Below are 17,107 nucleotides of genomic sequence, written 5' to 3' on the forward strand. Positions count from 1 at the left end.
CCGTGGTGCTGGTCATGGACAACCTCAACACCCACACCATCTCTTCGCTCTACGAGGCGTTCGAACCCGGCGAGGCCTTCGCCCTGGCCCAGCGCCTGGAGATCCACCACACCCCCAAACACGGCTCCTGGCTCAACATCGCCGAGATCGAACTGTCCGCACTGTCACGGCAATGCCTCGACCGCCGCATCAGCGACCTCGACACCCTCAACACCGAACTCGCCGCCTGGCAACACACCACCAACACCAACCAGCGCGGAGTCGACTGGCAGTTCACCACCGACGACGCCCGCACCCGACTCCGTCACCTCTACCCCAAAGGTTAGAAGCGACGGTCTACTAGCAGCTACTTGGTCATCGGCTTTCCGTTGCCGGTGACGTTGGTGAACTTCAGGCCGTCGACGTTCTTGACGGTGTTGGTGGTGCTGCCGAGGCCGTTGAACTTCGAGTCGCGCAGTTCCAGGCCCTTGACGTGCTCCTGCGAGAGGCCGGACACGTCGAGGACCTTGGAAGCCTTGGTGCAGCTGGAGTTCGAGACGGAGAACGGCCCGAACTTCGGCACGTTGCTGCCCGTCTGCGAGTTGTAGGTCGTGGTGACGTAGATGAACGCGCGCCCGAAGACGCCGGAGACGCTGTCCAGGTTGATGTTCTGCGAGAAGCCGCCGCGCTTGGTGTTCGACTTGACGTACAGGGCGAACTTGGTGGCGTTGACGCAGTTCAGCTGGTAGCCGTAGACGTTGCGGATGCCACCGGTCTGCTCGGAGCCGCACGTGATGGCGCCCCAGTTGCCGTTCATGCGGCAGCTGACGACGACGATGTTCTGACACGGCACGTTGAGCCGCCGTCCGTCCTCGTCGCGGCCCGACTTGATCGCCACGTTGTCGTCGTGCGCGCCGAGGTCGCTGTTGGAGATCACGACGTGGTCGCACGACTCCGGGTCCACCGCGTCGGTGTTGTTGGCGGACGTCGTGGGGTCGGTGTGCACGTCGTCGACCGTGACGTTCTTGCAGAGCGTGGGATGGATCTGCCAGAACTTGGGGTTCTTCAGCGTGAGGCCCTGGATCAGCACCGTGTCGCAGTCGTAGGGCTCGATGAACGTCGAGCGCATGTTCTTGCCGGAGCCGGGAACCACGCGCTTGTCGGGCGGGGTTCCCTTGGCCACCAGCGACTCCAGGTACGAGCGGTCGCTGCCCTTGTTCCAGCCTCCGGTGGCGCCCGCGTCGAGCGTGCCCTTGCCGGTGATGGCGATGTTGGTCTGCTTGTGCGCGTAGACCATGGGGGAGCGGTTCATGCACTCGATGCCCTCGTAGCGCGTGAGCACCGTCGGGAACTTCGAGGCGTCGCCGGAGAACTTGAGCAGCACGCCGTCCTCGAGGTGGAAGTCGACGTTGCTCAGCAGATGGATCGCACCCGTGACGTAGGTGCCCTTCGGAACGATCACGTGCCCGCCGCCCGCGGCGTTGCAGGCGGCGATGGCCTTCTTGAACGCGTCGGTGTTGTCGGTCTTGTTGTCGCCCTTGGCGCCGTACGTCGTCGCGTCGAAATTCCGGTCGGGGAACGACGGGAGCTTCGTGTTCCGCACGATCTCGTTGGCGGCCGGCCAGGGCAGGGTGGGGACAGCGACCGCGAGCGCGGTCGCTGTCAGCGCCGGTGTGGCGACCGCGGCCACGACGGTGGACTTCATCAGCAGCCTGCGGTTGATCCTGCCGTCCATGCGACGTCCTCTTCCACGATGAAGGGAACGGCGGCGGGTGTTGCAGAAAACACTGTAAACGTTTGCAGTGGGTTAGCGGAAGGCGTTGTGCGTGTAGGTCAGGCTGAACGCGCCCTTGTTGGTGAAGTACCTGTCGATGACCAGGGCCGGATCGGTGGCCAGGTAGCCCCGGTAGATCGCGCCGTCGTTCTGGTCGTCCCAGCCCCACGGCGCGTTGGCGGCGTTGTCCTTGCCGTTGTCACCGCGGAAGGTGCCGAACGACGAGTAGGTCTCCGAGTTGTTGCGGCGTGCCCACATCCCGTTGGCGTCCAGGGAGTTCACCAGGCGGTAGCCGACGCTGCGGTCGTTGCCGCCCGACGGCACCTCGCCGGTGGCGGCGGGCTGGTAGATCACGCCGTCGCCGCCGGGGAAGCCGGAGCCGTTCCAGCGGTACAGGCCGTGGCCCTTGGCCTCCTGGAAGGTGGCGGGGCGGCCGCCGACCAGCAACAGCGTGCCGTCGATGGTCTCCGACCCGTTCTGGTACGGCGACCCGGCGGGCACGTAGGAGTAGAAGTCGCTGTGCGCCACCGTGACCGCGGCTTCGAGCTTGCCGAACCCGGCGTCCTTGCGGACGACGAACAGGGTGCCCTCCAGGTCGTTCTCGTGGGTCCTGGTGCCGAACGGGTCCGGCTGGTCGTCCCAGTCGCGCGGGTGGAAGAAGCTGTAGACGAGGAACCAGTGCGTGGACGTCTCGACCACCGAGTAGTACGCGGCGCCCGTCAGTTTCGCGAGCTGGGTCTGGTTCTCCCAGTTGTTCAGCGTGTTCCAGTCACCGTCGAAGTCCACAGTGGACAGATAGTCGGCGTCGTAGTCCGAGGAGTCGGTGTCCTGGTGGTGGACCGGCGCCCAGTGCAGCGCCAGGTCGTAGTCCGAGACCGCGGCCTGGGCGGGCGCGGTGAGGGCCGTGGTGAAGAGGGCGACGGCCAGCAGGGAGGCACGGATCGTTTTCACGACGCCGGAGGTTAGCTGTAGATGGTGACCGTCAGCCGGGGGTTTGAGCGAAAGTCTGTCGACTCGTAGGCAACGCGCGCGAGTGGCATCGACCCGGCCGCCGCGGTCAGCGTCGTCTCGATCTCGTGGCGCTCGTCCTCGGTCAGGTACGCCCAGAACGAGCTGTGCCAGATCACCGTGTACGTGCCGCGTTCGTCGGGTGGCACGAGGTTCTCGCGCAACCACCGCCCTGCGGGAGAGCGCGCGACCTTCACGCCGACCTTGGCGGCGAGCTCGATGGCGTCGTCGAGGTCCCAGCGCAGCGCGTCGTGCTCGGGCGGGATGAACGAGTGCAGGATCATCGCGTGCTTGGGATCGGCGGGGTCGCGCGGCTGGAGGTCGCAGCCGGCCCGGTCGACGATCTCCAGGTTCGGCGGCTGCGGCCCGACCGCGGCCAGCCGCACCGGCGAGTCCTTGTCGCCCCACTCCCAGCCGAGGCCGAACCAGCGGTAGTGGTCGAGGATGAGGTTCAGCCCCGCACAGGCGCCGAGTTCGAGCAGCCGGACCTTCGGCGCCCCGATCATCGTGAGACCCCGCAGCAGGAACCCGGCCGTCTTCGGCTGGTGCTGCTGGACCGTGCGATCGAGCGCGGCCAGGATCTCGCCCGCGTTCTCGACGATCGCGCGCCGTGCTGCCAGCCACGCGAGCAGCGCCGTGGAATCGGACTCCCCGGCCATCGCCGCCGCGTGCGCGCTCGCGAACCGCTGACTGAGCTCCGGCGCCTTTCCCGACAGCATCAGCAACCGCACGCCCGCGAGCGCCTGGATGCCGAACAGGGGGCTGTGCACGGCGCTGTGCGAGCACAGCAGGTCCGCCACCGGCCCGCCCCGGTCGAGTTCGCTGGCGAGCTCGGAGAGGATCCGCGCGGACACCGGCGCGCTGGTGCGCAACCGCACCGCGAGCGTGCGCAGCGTGGAAGCACCGATGGCGGCCGCAGTCACGTTTCCTCCCCTCTTCGGCAACGGACTTTACAAGGAGGTGAACGCGTTACTACCAACCGAGACCGCGCGTGCCGCCAGAAGGCGGTAGGTATCGTGCGGCGGGTGAGCGAGTTCCTGGAGCTGTCCGCGGCCGGTCCGGTCGCGACGTTGACGATCAACCGCCCGGCCAAGCGCAACGCCATGTCGTACGAGATGTGGTCGGCCATACCGGGGCTCCTGGAACAGGTTTCCGCAGATGAGAACGTGCGGGTGTTGGTGATCCGGGGCGGCGGGCACTTCTCCGCCGGCGCCGACATCGCGGAGTTCTCGACCCTGCGCCGCGGCCCGGAAGGCGCCGCCCACTACGGCGAGGCCGTGCACAACGGCGAACGCGCCATTGCCCGGCTCGACAAACCCACGATTGCCGCGATTTCCGGTTTCTGCGTCGGCGGCGGCTGCGAGATCGCCCTCGCCTGCGACATTCGGGTGGCGTCCTCCGATGCGCGATTCGGCATCACGCCCGCGAAACTCGGCATCGTTTACAACTTCACGTCCACCAAGGCCCTCGTGGACGCGGTCGGCCCGGCCTGGGCGAAGCAGATCCTGTTCTCCGCCGATCTGATCGACGCCGCGACGGCGTTGCGGATCGGGCTCGTGAACGAGGTCGTGGAGTCCTTGGACGCCCGCGTGAAGGAACTCTCCGAACAGATCGCGGGCCGCGCGCAGGTGTCGGTGCGGGGCGCCAAGAAGATCATCAACTCGATCACGGACGGCGGGCACGAGGACGACTTCGTGCGTGCGCTGTACGCGGAGGCCGCTTCCAGCGCCGACTACGCCGAGGGCGTGACGGCGTTCCTGGAGAAGCGGCCTCCGCGGTTCTAGCTAGAACACCTCGTCAGCGATCGTGGTGTCCGCACCGTGCCCGGTGTGCACCACGGTCTCGCCGGGCAGCGTGAGCAGCTTCTCCCGGATCGACGCCTCGATCGTCGGCCGGTCCGAGAACGACCGGCCGGTCGCGCCCGGCCCGCCCTGGAACAGCGTGTCGCCCGTGAACACCGCGCCCAGCGACGGCACGTAGAAGCACACGGCGCCAGGCGAGTGCCCCGGCGTGTGCAGCACGTGGATCTCCTCGCCGGCCACGGTGAGCACCTGGCCGTCTTCCAGCGCCTGGTGCGGGATCACGCCGGTGTGCGTCAGGTTCCACACGATGTGGTCGTCCTGGTGCAACGCCATCGGCGCGCCGGTCGCGTGAGCCAGATCCGGTGCGACGCGAACGTGGTCGTCGTGCGCGTGGGTCAGCAGGATCGCGACGACCTTGCGGCCATCGACTGCTTTGAGGATCGCGTCCACGTCGTGCGGCGCATCGATGACGACGCACTCGGCGTCGTCCCCGATGACCCAGACGTTGTTGTCGACGTCGAAGGTCTCGCCGTCCAGCGAGAACGTGCCGGACGTGACGGTGTGATCAACGCGAAGCGGCATCAGAACACCACGACCGATCGCAGCACCTCGCCGCGGTGCATCTTCTCGAACGCGCCCTCGACGCCGTCCAGCGGGATCTCCTCGCTGACGAACGCGTCCAGGTCGAAGCGGCCCTGCTGGTACAGGTCCACGAGCATCGGGAAGTCGCGCGTGGGCAGGCAGTCGCCGTACCACGAGGACTTCAGCGCGCCGCCGCGCGAGAAGAAGTCGATCAGCGGCATCTCGAGCTGCATGTCCGGCGTCGGAACACCCACCAGGACAACGGTTCCGGCGAGGTCGCGGGCGTAGAACGCCTGCTTCCACGTCTCGGGGCGGCCGACCGCGTCGATCACGACGTCCGCGCCGAACGAGTCCGTCAGGTCCTGGATCGCGACCACCACGTCGTCGACCTCACGTGCGTTGATGGTGTGCGTGGCGCCGAAACCCTTGGCCCACTCCAGCTTCTGCGGATCGGTGTCCACGGCGATGATCTTCGCGGCACCGGCGATGCGGGCGCCCGCGATGGCGCCGTCACCGACACCGCCGCAGCCGATCACGGCCACCGAGTCGCCACGGCCGACACCGCCGGTGTTCATGGCGGCACCGACGCCGGCCATCACACCGCAGCCCAGCAGGCCGACAGCGGCGGCGCGGGCGGACGGGTCGACCTTCGTGCACTGTCCGGAGTGGACCAAAGTCTTCTCGACGAACGCGCCGATGCCCAGCGCGGGCGAGAGCTTCGTGCCGTCGGCCAACGTCATCGGCTGCGACGCGTTGAACGTGGAGAAGCAGTACCAGGGCTTGCCGCGACGACAGGCGCGGCACGTGCCGCAGACCGCGCGCCAGTTCAGCACGACGAAGTCGCCGGGCGCCAGGTCCGTGACTCCGTCGCCGACCGACTCCACCAGGCCCGCGGCCTCGTGGCCCAGCAGGAACGGGAAGTCGTCGTTGATGCCGCCCTCGCGGTAGTGCAGGTCGGTGTGGCAGACGCCGCACGCCTGGATCTTCACCACTGCCTCGCCGGGGCCGGGGTCGGGCACCAGCACCGAGGTCAGTTCCACCGGTTGTCCCTTGCCCCGGGCGACGATGCCCTTGACCTCTTGCGCCACTGCGACTCCGTCCTCAGTTGATCAGTTGATCAGTGTCGTGCCTTCGAACTCGCCGAGTTCTTCCCGGTAGAACTCAATCCCTACACCGTTGGGGTCGCGGATGTACAGGCTGTCCTCGACGCCGCGGTCGGGGCCCAGGTACTCGATCCCCGCCTCGTCCAGCTTGGACTTGATCTCGGCGAACCGCTCGGGCGAAGTCGACAGGGCCAGGTGCTGAACGGCACCGATCGTCTCGGAGAACGGCGGGTGGTCGTGGCCGGGGAAGTCGAAGAACCCCAGCAGGTTCTTGGCCCCGAGGTCGAAGAAGAAGTGGCTGGAGCCGTTGTAGTCGCGGTTCTCCACGAGCTCGACCAGCGGGAAGCCGAGGAACTCCTGGTAGAACCGGATGGTCTCCTCGACGTCCTTGCAGATCAACGCGATGTGGTGAACGCCCTGGGTCGGCGAGCCGCCTCGCTCGGCGAGTGGCTTCACGTACTTCGCGCGCAGCTCGTCGCGCTTGGCCCGGATCGCGGCGAGGTCATCACCCTCTGGCTGTGGCATGCGCGCCAGAGTAGTTGAGGATTCAAACGTCCGCAGGGCTACCCGGCGACACCCTCGAACTCCACCGCGTCGTCCTGGGAGAGCAACGTGGCCTGCAGGAACGCCACCGAGGTCGCGGGATCCAGGCGGGGCCTGACCTGGGAAAGATCACCCGGTTGCCGGGCGTAGATCTTCAACGACGACACGTCGTGCAGCCCGAACCCGTCGTCGACACCCCACTGGGCGAGGTTCGCCGTGCTCATCAGCTCCTCGGCGTCGTCGAGCGACGGCGCGGAGAAGTACAGCCGCCCGTGCGCGTAGACCCCGCGCGCGCCGCTGGGAGAGATGATCGTGACCGGCTCGCCCGTCCGGCAGGCCAGGAAGTGGAACGCGATGCCGCCGCCGAGCGAGCCGACCACGGTGGCCGCGGTCAGGCCGCTCCAGGTCACCGGCCGTCGTGCGAACGCCTCGGCCTGGCCGAGCAGGAACTCGCGGTAGGTCCGGGGGTTGAGGTCCTGGAGGTAGTTCCACATCCGGAAGACGTGGTGGTAGCCGAGCTTGCCGGCCAGTTCCAGGGCCGCGCGGAACGCCAGCCGCCCCGCGTAGGTGTGCTCGTCGCACGGCGGGATCCGTCCGGCGCAGAACAGGTACTCGCCGTCGTGCGCATAGGCGATCGCCTTGTGCTCACCGGATTCCACGCCGTGCGCGCTCGTCCAGACCTCCGCGAAGCCACGATCCTCGTCGGCCAGGTGGACCGTCAGTTCCGGATACCCGGCCTTCACCACGGGGTTGAAGGACGTGCCGGCGAACCTGACGACGCCCAGCCGTGCACGGGCCGGGTCGTCCGGTACGGCGGTGAGCGGTTCGAACGTCGAAAACAGCGCACGAGCCCGCACCTGACGAGTCATCACTGGCCTTTCCCGGGGGACTGGGCCAGATTAAGACGCCACCGGATTGTCCGCACCTACGCGTCTTGATTGGACAGACGGGTGCTCAATCCTCTTCGTCGCCGGGCCATTCACCGGTCAGCTTCTGAAAACCCTTGGCCCCGCCGCGGTCGATGGCGGCCTTGACCAGGCCGAAGATGGCGCCCTGCAACGCCGCCGCGATCAGCACCTCGCTCCAGGCGCGGTTGCGCATGGTGGCACTGGGCGCTTCTTTGTCACCCGCCACGAGTTTCCAGATCTGACCGAAGATGGCGGTGGCGAGGAACCCTCCCAGCGCACCGATCAACATTCCCAGCGGGCGGTAAAGGAGCTTCATCCGTTCCTCCTGGAAATCGCCCAGATCGCGAGGACGAGCGCGATCAGCGCCGCCGCGATGGCCCCGGGGTGCCGGCGTGCCCTCTCGACCTGCACCGCCACGGGCTCGGGCAGCGAGTCGACCGCCTGGTTGGTGGCGACGGCCATCCGCAACCGGGTCTCCTGCGCCTGCTCCTTCACCCGGCCGGGCACGTCCACCTTGTGCGCCAACGCCTCCACCGTCTCGCCCAGCTCACGCCGGGTCCGTTCGACGTCGCGCTGCAGTTCTTCCTTGGGGTCGCTCATCGGTGCGCACTCTCCTTGATCGTCGCGATGTCCTGCTGGACGTTGTCCATCGCCTGCCTCGGCACCGGGGGCGCGGCCTGCTTGACCTGGCCCTTGCCCACGAGCGCGAAGATGCCCGCGAACAGCAGAAGGGCGGCCGCGACGATCAACGCGGCCGCCCAGGGCGGTACTACGAGTGCCAGCAGCAGGATCAGGCCGGCGACGATGCTCAGCCCACCCCACCACGCGAACACGCCGGCCGCGCCGAACATCCCGGCGCCGACACCGGCGTGCTTGCCCTTGTCCTTCAGCTCCGCGACGGCGAGACGGATCTCATCGCGCGCGAGCCTGCTCACCTGCTCGGACAGCTGGTGGACCAGCTGCGCGGTCGACGTGTCGGTGTTCATGCACCTCGACTACCCCGAGCGGCGTAGAGTCAATCAGCCCTGCTGGGCCTGGGCCTCCGCGACCTTCGCGTGGACCTCTTCCATGTTCACGTCGCGCGCCTGCTGGATCAGGTCGTTCAGCGCGGGGGCGGGCAGTGCGCCCGGCTGTGAGAACAGCACGACACCTTCGCGCACGATCATCAACGTCGGGATCGACCGGATGCCGAACGTGGCCGCGAGCTCCTGCTGCGCCTCCGTGTCGACCTTGCCGAACACGATGTCCTCGTTCTTGTCCGACGCGGCCTCGTAGGTCGGTCCGAACGCGCGGCACGGGCCACACCACTCGGCCCAGAAGTCGACCAGGACGATGCCGGAGCCGTCGGAGTCACCGACCACCTCGTCGAAGTTCTCCTTGGTCAGCTCGACCGTCGCCATGTTGGTCCTCCTCGTTTGCTGGGGGCACCCGATCCAACGGAGCAGACGCCGATGGAATTCCCGGCGTGCGCCCGGTCACGCCTGGTTTCAACTTTTTGTGGACGTCTTCAACTGGACGTTGTACGGTCCCCGCCATGAAGCCGCGCCTGCTCGTGACCTCGCTGCTCGTACTGGGGCTCGCCGCCTGCGGGTCCACGTCTGACCCCGCTCAGACGTCCACGCCTCCGTCGTCCGACCTGGGCTCGGTCAAGAAGGACGACGCGCTCGCCGCGCTGCTGCCGCCCGAGATCGCCTCGGCCGGCACGTTGAAGGTGGGCTCGAACATCCAGAACCCGCCGAACAACTTCTACGACCAGGACGGCAAGACGCCGATGGGCTCGGAGGTCGACCTGATCAAGGCGATCTCCGCGAAGCTCGGGCTCAAGGCCGAGCACAGCGACATGGCGTTCAGCTCGCTGATCACCAGCCTGGAGACCGGCCGTGTCGACGTGACGATGGCCGCGATGAACGACACCGCCGAGCGCCAGCAGAAGATCGACTTCGTCGACTACTTCACCTCCGGCATCACGATCATGGTGCAGAAGGGGAACCCGCAGGGCGTCAAGGGACCCGACGACCTGTGCGGCAAGGGCATCGCGGTGAACCTGGGCAGCTCGCAGGAGCAGTTCGGCAAGGAGCAGAGCGCCAAGTGCGTGGCCGCCGGCAAGCCCGAGGTGACGTTGAGCGTCACCGACAGCGACACCGGCAACCAGAACCAGCTGCGCACCGGCCGCGTCGCCGCGATCCTCAACGACCTGCCGACCGCCGTCTACGTCGCGAAGACCGCTGGCGACGGCCAGTACTTCGAGGTCGTGCCGCTCGCGCCGATCAACGGCGGCCCGTACGGCATCGGTGTCGCGAAGAAGAACGCCAAGCTGTCCGAGGCGATCAAGGGCGCGTTGCAGTCCCTGATCGACGACGGCACCTACGAGAAGATCGTCACCACCTGGGACATCAAGCAGGGTGCGATCACGAAGGCCGCGATCAATGGCAAGTGATCTCCAGACCAGTGAGCTCCAGCAGAGGGAGCTCACCGTCGTGCCGCTGCGCCACCCCTGGCGGTGGTTCAGCGGCGCGGTGATCCTGCTGGTCATCGCGGGTCTGGGCTGGGCGATGGCCGAGGCCCAGATCCAGTGGGAGGACGTGCCGGGGTTCTTCACGCACCCCGTGATGCTCGAAGGCCTGCTCAACACCATCGTGCTGGCGTTGGCCGCGCAGGGCGGCGCGATCGTCCTCGGCGTGATCGTCGCGTTGATGCGGCTGTCGGCGAACCCCGTCGCGCGGTGGTTCGCGGTCGGCTACATCTGGCTGTTCCGCGGCCTGCCGGTGCTGCTGCAGATCCTGATCTGGTTCAACCTCGCGCTGGTGTTCCAGAACATCAGCATCCCGATGGTGTTCTCCGTGCCCACCAACGTGGTCATGACCGCGTTCGTCGCGGCGCTGCTCGGGCTCGGCCTGAACGAGAGCGCCTACATGGCCGAGATCGTCCGCGCGGGCCTGAGCAGCGTCGACGAGGGCCAGACCGAGGCGGCCAAGTCGATCGGCATGACCCCGCTGACGACGTTGCGCCGAGTCGTGCTGCCCCAGGCGATGCGCGTGATCATCCCGCCGACCGGCAACAACTTCATCAACATGATCAAGGGCACCTCGATGGCGTCGGTGATCGCCTTCCTGGAGCTCATCCACGCCGCGAACAACATCTCCTCGCGCAACCTGGAGATCATGGAAACCTTGTTCGCCGCCGCGGCCTGGTACCTCGTGATGGTGTCCGTCGCGTCGATCGGGCAGCACTACCTAGAGCGTGCTTATGGCCCTCGTTGAGGCGATTGGGGTCCGCAAGTCGTTCGGCCACACCGAGGTGCTCAAGGGCATCGACCTGGAGGTCGAGCGCGGCGAGGTCGTCTGCCTGCTCGGGCCCTCAGGTGCGGGCAAGTCGACGTTCCTGCGCTGCGTGAACCACCTGGAGACCATCGACGCCGGCCGGATCTGGGTCGACGGCGTGCCCGTCGGATTCCGGGCGTCGGGCGGGAAGCTCTACGAACTGCGCGAACGCGACGCCGCCCACCAGCGGCGCGACGTCGGCATGGTGTTCCAGCGGTTCAACCTCTTCCCGCACCGCACGGCGCTGGAGAACATCATGGAAGGCCCGGTCCAGGTCCTCGGCCGGAGCCGGGCCGAGGTGCGCGCGGAGGCGCTGGCGTTGCTGGAAAGGGTGGGACTCGCCGAGAAGGCCTCGGCCTACCCCGGCCAGCTCTCGGGCGGTCAGCAGCAACGTGTTGCGATCGCGCGTGCTCTGGCGATGAAGCCCAAGCTGATGCTGTTCGACGAGCCCACGTCCGCGTTGGACCCGGAGCTGGTCGGCGAGGTGCTCGACGTCATGACCTCGCTCGCCCGCGACGGCATGACGATGATCGTGGTCACTCACGAGATCGGCTTCGCCCGCTCGGTCGCCGACCGCGTGGTGTTCCTCGTCGACGGCGCCGTGGTGGAGAGCGGCACGCCGGCCGACGTGCTGGACAATCCGCAGCAGCCGCGCACGCAACAGTTCCTCGCAAAGGTGCTCTGAGTTGACCGACGCCCCGTACCTCGCCCAGTTCCGCGAACCGGAGGGGTATCTCGACTTCGCCCGCTTCGGCCCACCATCTCTGGCGGTGGTGACGGCGACCTCGCGGCTGATGGAACAGGCGTCTCTCGCCGGGCCGTCCACTGTGGACACGCTGATGCGCGAGGAACAACGGGTGAAGGCCGCCGTCGCGCGGTTGTGTCGCACCGACACCGACCACGTGGCTCTGGTGCCGAACACGTCGATCGGCCTGTTCCAGGCGGCCTTCGGTCTGTCCGGCACCGTCATGTACTCGGCCGCGGAGTTCCCGTCCAACACCTATCCGTGGGTGCGGGCGGGACTTCCGTCCGTTCTGCTGGACGGCCCGGTGCACCCGGCGGCCGTCGCAACCCGCCTGACGCCTGAGGTCTCCGCTCTCTCGGTGTCCGCTGTGGACTTCCGCACCGGCTACCGCGCGGACCTGGCGACGTTGCGTGAGGTGGTCGGCGATCGCCTGCTGATCGTGGACGGCATCCAGGGCTTCGGCGTGGCCGACGAACCGTGGGAACTGGCCGACGTGCTCGTGGTCGGCGGCCAGAAGTGGTTGCGGGCGGGCTGGAGCACCGGTTTCGTCGTGCTGTCGGACCGTGCGCTGGAGAGGTTGACGCCGGTGTTGTCGGGCTGGACCGGCGCGGTGGACGCGGGCCTGTTCGACGACGCCGTGCACGACGCCGCCCCGGACGCCGCCTCCTGGAACATCACGAACCTCTCGCCGGTCGTGTCCGGCGCCTTCGCGGAAGCGCTGGAACTTGTCGAACTGGCAGGCGTTTCGTCGTTGGACTCGGCGGTGAGCGAGATCGTCGCGGAAGTCGAGGAGATCGTGCTGTCGAGCGGCGGCAAGATCGTGTCGGCCCGCGACCGCCGCGCCGGAATCCTGGCCTTCACCATGCCCGAAGCCGCCTCGGTGGTCGGGGAAGCGTTGAACGCCTTCGGAATCACCGCCACCGTCCGCCCCGAGCACGTCCGCCTGTCCCCGCACGCCACCACGTCGCGGGGAACGTTGGAACGCCTGCGGGCAGCCCTGAAGTCGTTGTCCGCATCGGCTTCCTCACCGATCCCGGCCGCGCTCTCAGCGTTGGTGCCGACCATCGACAGCCTCGCGTCCGCACTGGGCCCGGACACCGAGGTCGTCGTGCACGACCTGTCCCGCCTGCCGAACTCGATCATCGCGATCGCCGGCTCGCTCACCGGCCGCCAGGTGGGCGGCCCGATGACCGACCTGTTGCTGGGCCTCGTCCGGCGCGGCACGACCACCGACATGCCCGGCTACGAAACGTACGCCCCGGACGGCCGCGCGATCTGGTCGTCGACCACGTTCGTGCGCGACGCGGCCGGCGTGGCCGTGGGCTGCCTGTGCGTCAACAAACTCGCGGCACACGAGGCTTCCGGACCCGTGGAGTCGTTCCCGCAGGACGTGGACACGCTTCAGCGCGTGCTGGTCGAGAAGGCGATCGCCGACGTCGGCGTGCCCGTCGAGCTGATGAAGAAGGTGCACAAGTCGCAGGTCGTCCGAGTGCTGGACGAGGCCGGGTTCTTCCTCATCCGCGACTCGGTCGACCACCTGGCGGGCGTCCTGGAGGTCACCCGCTACACGATCTACAACTACCTCAACGAGAACCGAGGGACCTGAGCAGGTTCTGCCAGGCGGGGGACGAGAACGCGAGGACGTCGCCACTCGCGTTCTTCGAGTCCCGCACGAGTGCGTCGTGGGCTAGGGACACCTCAACGCACTCACCTTCTTCGGTGCCGACGCTGTAGCTGCTCTTACGCCAAGTGCGGTCCTGCATCATCGGAATCCTCTCGCGGTCGGCCGACGTAGTCCGCCAGCCTGCTCCGCGATTGTTCCGCATCCAATGCGACTTCATCCAGGCGATCGAAGAGCAGCCGAGTACGAGCGATGGCTCCGGGATCCTGGACGTACACGTTCGTCAGTTCGGTCTCGCTGTAGACCACCGGCCGCGACTTCTCGAACTCCCAAAGAGAGCAACTGGAGGCGACCACGGGAGCATCGGCGGGCACTACCCGGATGGCGTGCGCGTGAAACAGGAGCCGGGCGTACTGATCCTCCATGATCGCGCTGCTTCCCACCCGCAATCGCAGCGCGTTCTCATGGATGTAGAACACGCAAGTCGGCCGATTGTGCCTACGCAGCACCGTCTGGCGGTCGACCCGGACCTGGACGAGGGCTGGGATCCGCGCCTCCGTCACCATTCCGGTCATTCGGTAGTGGCCGTCGGCGTACTCCGGAGTCTGGACCAGGCCCGGTATCGCCTGCGGTGAGTAGCTCGTGAGCGCCGTCGCGGTGGCCTCGGCCATCGCGACCGTGCGGAGGTTGTCGGACACCTGCACGATGTACTCATCGAACGCGTGCTGGTAGCGGCGCTTGAAGTCGTTGATGTAGTCGATGTCCTTACCGCACATTGACAGGTACTGGATGATGTCTACCTCGCTGGCGCGCGCCCTGCCGTGCTCTACAGTCGAGACCTTGCTCGGGTCCCAGCCCAGCTTCACGGCCATCTTGTTGCCCGCCAGGCCCATGCAGGTCTCGCGGAGCCTGCGGAGCTCGTCGCCCAAGTCCCTGCTGTACGCGGTGGATGGAGTCATACGCCGACGCTATGGGTTGTATTCAATACAATCAGCTGCTCGTTCGGGTGAAAACAGTCCCGGTCCCGGTTCGCGTTCCGCTGGAGCCTCGGGACTTTCCCGTAACTTACGTCTTCCCTCACCGTCATCCCGGCTTTACCGTTCCAGGTGTGAGAGCGCTCTCAAAGATGAGATGGCGGCGCGGACTGGCCGCCGTAGCGATTGCCCTGTCGTCATTGGCGACGGTCGAGGCTGCATACGCGGCCGACGACTACACGCAGAACGTGACCGCGATCGACGCGACTCAAGCCCGGATCAACTTCACGCCGACGACCCCTGCTGTCTACGTCGACGTGCACTACCTGATCTCCGGCCAAGCGCAGCAGAACTTCCGGATGACCAACAACGCCGGGACCTGGCAGAAGACCGTCGGGTCGCTGTCGGCCGGCACGGTGATCGACTACTGGTTCACCTACGAGAAGTCCGGGCCGCAGTACGACACACCGCACTTCAGCTACACGCACAACAGTGCGCCGCAACCGGTCGCGACGCCGACGTTCAGCCCGCCTGGCGGCACCTACGCGACCGCTCAGACGGTGACGATCTCGACCGCCACGTCCGGTGCGACGATCCGCTACACGATCGACGGCTCGACGCCGACCTCGTCGTCGACCCTGTACAGCGGCCCGATCTCGGTGCCCAGCAACAGGACAATCAACGCGATTGGTATCAAGTCGGGTCAGGCGAACTCGTCGGTCGGCAGCGCGTCGTACGTGATCGGCACGCCGGTCGCGACGCCGACCTTCAGTCCGCCGGGTGGCGCCTACGCGACCGCCCAGACGGTGACGATCTCCACCGCGACCTCCGGATCGACGATCCGGTACACAGTGGATGGTTCGACACCTACGGCCAGTTCGCCGGTCTACAGCGGGCCGATCTCCGTGCCCAGCAACAGGACCATCAGTGCGATCGGCATCAAGGCGGGGCTCGCGAACTCGGCCGTGGCCAGCGCGACCTACACGATCGGCACGCAGCAGGGTTGTACGCAGTCCGACAACCCGAACTTCGGGCCGAACACGCGCATCTTCGACCCGAGCATGTCGGCGACGAGCATCCAGACGCAGCTCGACATCGACTTCAACAACCAGAAGGACACGCTGACCGCGCAGATGGCACCCCGGCGGGTCGCGCATCTGTTCAAGCCCGGCACCTACAGCGGCATCCACGACGACGTCGGCTACTACACGTCGGTCTCGGGTCTCGGCCGCAACCCCGGTGACGTGCTGATCAACGGTGACATCACCGTGGACGCGTTCAACGAGTCCGACAAGGGCGTGGCGCTGCAGAACTTCTGGCGCTCCGCCGAGAACATGGCCGTGAACCCGAGCAGCGGCACCAACCGGTGGGCGGTCGCGCAGGCCGCGCCGTTCCGTCGCATGGACATCCGCGGCAACCTCGCGCTCTACCCGGCGAGCTACGGGTTCGCGTCCGGCGGCTACACGGCCGACAGCCGGGTGTCGGGTCAGACGGCGTCGGTCTCGCAGCAGCAGTGGTACACGCGGGACACGAACTACGGCAGCTGGAACGGCGGCGTGTGGAACATGGTGTTCTCCGGTACGCCGGGCGCACCCGCGAACACGTTCCCGAGCCCGCCGTCGACGAACCTCGCGACGACGCCGATCTCGCGCGACGTGCCCTACCTCTACCTCGACGGCAACCAGTACCGGGTGTTCCTGCCTTCGTTGCGCACCAACGCTTCCGGTGCGTCGTGGATCAACGGCGGCACTCCCGGCACGTCGTTGCCGATGAGCCAGTTCTACGTCGTGAAGTCCGGTGACACCGCCGCGACGATCAACGCGGCACTGGGTCAGGGCTGCAACCTGTTCTTCACGCCCGGCATCTACAACGTCAACCAGACGATCAACATCACGCGGCCCAACACCGTCGTGCTGGGCATCGGCTACGCGACGATCGTGCCGCAGAACGGCGTCACCGCGATGCAGGTCGCGGACGTCGACGGCGTGCGGATCAAGGGCATCCTGTTCGACGCGGGAACCACCCTGTCGAACTCGCTGCTGACCGTCGGGCCCGCGGGCTCCTCGGCCTCGCACGCGTCCAACCCGACCACGCTGCAGGACGTGTTCTTCCGCGTCGGCGGGGCGGTCGCGGGCAAGGCGACCAACAGCCTCGTCGTCAACAGCAACAACACGATCATCGACCACAGCTGGATCTGGCGGGCCGACCACGGCAACGCCGGCACCTGGGGCTGGAACGAGGCCATCGGTGACACCGGCCTGGTCGTGAACGGCAACGACGTGCTGGCCACCGGCCTGTTCGTCGAGCACTACCAGAAGTACCAGGTGATCTGGAACGGCAACGGCGGACGGACGATCTTCTACCAGAACGAGATGCCGTACGACGTGCCGAACCAGGCGGCTTGGAATGCTCCCAACGGGGTGACCGGCTACGCGGCCTACAAGGTCGCGGACAACGTCACCACGCACGAGGCGTGGGGGCTCGGCAGCTACTGCTTCTTCAACGTCAACCCGTCGGTGAGAGCGGAGCACGCGTTCGAGGTGCCCAACCGGCCCGGCGTGCGGATGCACAACCTGCTGACCGTGTCGCTCAACTACCAGGGAACGATCACCCACGTGATCAACGACGTGGGGGCGGTGACACCGCCGGGCACCGTGCCGGTGAACGTCATCAACTACCCGTAGTGCCGCTCTGAAATACGGCCCGTCACCTCCTCCTGGTGACGGGCCGTATCGCTGCCGCCACCTA

20 protein-coding genes are annotated in these 17,107 nt (G+C 67.1%); 7 read left to right on the top strand and 13 right to left on the bottom strand.

Going from position 1 to position 17,107, the window contains the following annotated elements; genetic code table 11:
* Positions 1–326, top strand: a 326-nt coding sequence (locus BM417_RS27895) for a transposase (RefSeq protein ID WP_177320634.1), incomplete at its 5' end; no start/stop codon positions are given.
* A 20-nt stretch (positions 327–346) separates the two neighbouring features.
* On the opposite strand, the gene BM417_RS27900 is transcribed toward BM417_RS27895, so the two are convergent.
* The 3 genes from BM417_RS27900 to BM417_RS27910 all read right to left on the bottom strand — a co-directional run bounded on the left by BM417_RS27900 (position 347) and on the right by BM417_RS27910 (position 3,684).
* Positions 347–1,714 carry a glycoside hydrolase family 28 protein gene (locus BM417_RS27900; protein WP_093600759.1) on the bottom strand — a complete coding sequence of 456 codons (1,368 nt, stop codon included), beginning with the start codon at positions 1,712–1,714 and terminating at the stop codon, positions 347–349.
* A gap of 72 nt (positions 1,715–1,786) precedes the next feature.
* Complete coding sequence (locus BM417_RS27905; RefSeq protein ID WP_093600762.1) at positions 1,787–2,704, bottom strand: hypothetical protein; 918 nt, start codon at positions 2,702–2,704, stop codon at positions 1,787–1,789.
* Between the two features lie 11 nt (positions 2,705–2,715).
* Positions 2,716–3,684, bottom strand: coding sequence for a DUF2332 family protein (locus BM417_RS27910; protein WP_177320635.1), 969 nt, complete (start codon positions 3,682–3,684; stop codon positions 2,716–2,718).
* Between the two features lie 102 nt (positions 3,685–3,786).
* On the opposite strand from BM417_RS27910, the gene BM417_RS27915 reads away from it, so the two are divergent.
* A complete protein-coding gene (locus tag BM417_RS27915) occupies positions 3,787–4,545 on the top strand; it encodes an enoyl-CoA hydratase/isomerase family protein (protein ID WP_093600768.1) in 759 nt (252 codons plus the stop codon).
* Here BM417_RS27915 and BM417_RS27920 read toward each other — a convergent pair whose 3' ends face one another.
* The 8 genes from BM417_RS27920 to trxA form a co-directional block, all read right to left on the bottom strand.
* Positions 4,546–5,145 (bottom strand): MBL fold metallo-hydrolase, encoded by a 600-nt coding sequence (locus tag BM417_RS27920; protein ID WP_093600771.1) that lies wholly within the window; start codon positions 5,143–5,145, stop codon positions 4,546–4,548.
* The gene (locus BM417_RS27925) at positions 5,145–6,233 is read right to left on the bottom strand and encodes an S-(hydroxymethyl)mycothiol dehydrogenase (RefSeq protein WP_093600774.1); all 1,089 of its coding nucleotides are present in this window, start codon (positions 6,231–6,233) and stop codon (positions 5,145–5,147) included. The genes BM417_RS27920 and BM417_RS27925 overlap by 1 nt, the downstream gene beginning before the upstream one ends.
* Before the next feature lie 21 nt (positions 6,234–6,254).
* Positions 6,255–6,773 (bottom strand): VOC family protein, encoded by a 519-nt coding sequence (locus BM417_RS27930; protein WP_093600777.1) that lies wholly within the window; start codon positions 6,771–6,773, stop codon positions 6,255–6,257.
* A gap of 38 nt (positions 6,774–6,811) precedes the next feature.
* On the bottom strand, positions 6,812–7,660 hold the full coding sequence (locus BM417_RS27935) for a chorismate transformation enzyme, FkbO/Hyg5 family (protein ID WP_407656181.1): 849 nt from the start codon (positions 7,658–7,660) through the stop codon (positions 6,812–6,814).
* 85 nt (positions 7,661–7,745) lie between these two features.
* Complete coding sequence (locus BM417_RS27940) at positions 7,746–8,015, bottom strand: DUF4235 domain-containing protein (RefSeq protein ID WP_093600783.1); 270 nt, start codon at positions 8,013–8,015, stop codon at positions 7,746–7,748.
* Positions 8,012–8,299 (bottom strand): DUF3618 domain-containing protein, encoded by a 288-nt coding sequence (locus tag BM417_RS27945; protein WP_093600786.1) that lies wholly within the window; start codon positions 8,297–8,299, stop codon positions 8,012–8,014. Before BM417_RS27945 ends, BM417_RS27940 begins: the two co-directional genes overlap by 4 nt.
* Positions 8,296–8,685 carry a phage holin family protein gene (locus BM417_RS27950; protein ID WP_093600789.1) on the bottom strand — a complete coding sequence of 130 codons (390 nt, stop codon included), beginning with the start codon at positions 8,683–8,685 and terminating at the stop codon, positions 8,296–8,298. The genes BM417_RS27945 and BM417_RS27950 overlap by 4 nt, the downstream gene beginning before the upstream one ends.
* A gap of 33 nt (positions 8,686–8,718) precedes the next feature.
* Complete coding sequence (gene trxA / locus BM417_RS27955; protein WP_093600792.1) at positions 8,719–9,099, bottom strand: thioredoxin; 381 nt, start codon at positions 9,097–9,099, stop codon at positions 8,719–8,721.
* A gap of 134 nt (positions 9,100–9,233) precedes the next feature.
* Between trxA and BM417_RS27960 the strand changes: the two genes are divergently transcribed.
* The 4 genes from BM417_RS27960 to BM417_RS27975 are packed head-to-tail and all read left to right on the top strand — an operon-like array spanning position 9,234 to position 13,370.
* Positions 9,234–10,136, top strand: coding sequence for an ABC transporter substrate-binding protein (locus BM417_RS27960; RefSeq protein WP_093600794.1), 903 nt, complete (start codon positions 9,234–9,236; stop codon positions 10,134–10,136).
* Positions 10,126–10,959, top strand: a complete 834-nt coding sequence (locus BM417_RS27965; protein ID WP_093600796.1) for an amino acid ABC transporter permease — start codon at positions 10,126–10,128, stop codon at positions 10,957–10,959. The genes BM417_RS27960 and BM417_RS27965 overlap by 11 nt, the downstream gene beginning before the upstream one ends.
* Complete coding sequence (locus BM417_RS27970) at positions 10,946–11,704, top strand: amino acid ABC transporter ATP-binding protein (RefSeq protein WP_177320636.1); 759 nt, start codon at positions 10,946–10,948, stop codon at positions 11,702–11,704. Before BM417_RS27965 ends, BM417_RS27970 begins: the two co-directional genes overlap by 14 nt.
* 1 nt (position 11,705) lies before the next feature.
* The gene (locus BM417_RS27975) at positions 11,706–13,370 is read left to right on the top strand and encodes an aminotransferase class V-fold PLP-dependent enzyme (RefSeq protein WP_093600799.1); all 1,665 of its coding nucleotides are present in this window, start codon (positions 11,706–11,708) and stop codon (positions 13,368–13,370) included.
* On the opposite strand, the gene BM417_RS27980 is transcribed toward BM417_RS27975, so the two are convergent.
* Positions 13,348–13,605, bottom strand: coding sequence for a DUF397 domain-containing protein (locus BM417_RS27980; protein ID WP_322788996.1), 258 nt, complete (start codon positions 13,603–13,605; stop codon positions 13,348–13,350). The genes BM417_RS27975 and BM417_RS27980 overlap by 23 nt on opposite strands.
* Positions 13,505–14,314, bottom strand: coding sequence for a helix-turn-helix domain-containing protein (locus tag BM417_RS27985; RefSeq protein ID WP_177320637.1), 810 nt, complete (start codon positions 14,312–14,314; stop codon positions 13,505–13,507). Before BM417_RS27985 ends, BM417_RS27980 begins: the two co-directional genes overlap by 101 nt.
* Positions 14,315–14,493: 179 nt before the next feature.
* Between BM417_RS27985 and BM417_RS27990 the strand changes: the two genes are divergently transcribed.
* Positions 14,494–17,043 (top strand): chitobiase/beta-hexosaminidase C-terminal domain-containing protein, encoded by a 2,550-nt coding sequence (locus tag BM417_RS27990; RefSeq protein WP_245822209.1) that lies wholly within the window; start codon positions 14,494–14,496, stop codon positions 17,041–17,043.
* Positions 17,044–17,107 lie beyond the last annotated feature (64 nt).

This window comes from Lentzea waywayandensis (assembly GCF_900115955.1).
Taxonomy (GTDB): Bacteria; Actinomycetota; Actinomycetes; order Mycobacteriales; family Pseudonocardiaceae; genus Lentzea; species Lentzea waywayandensis.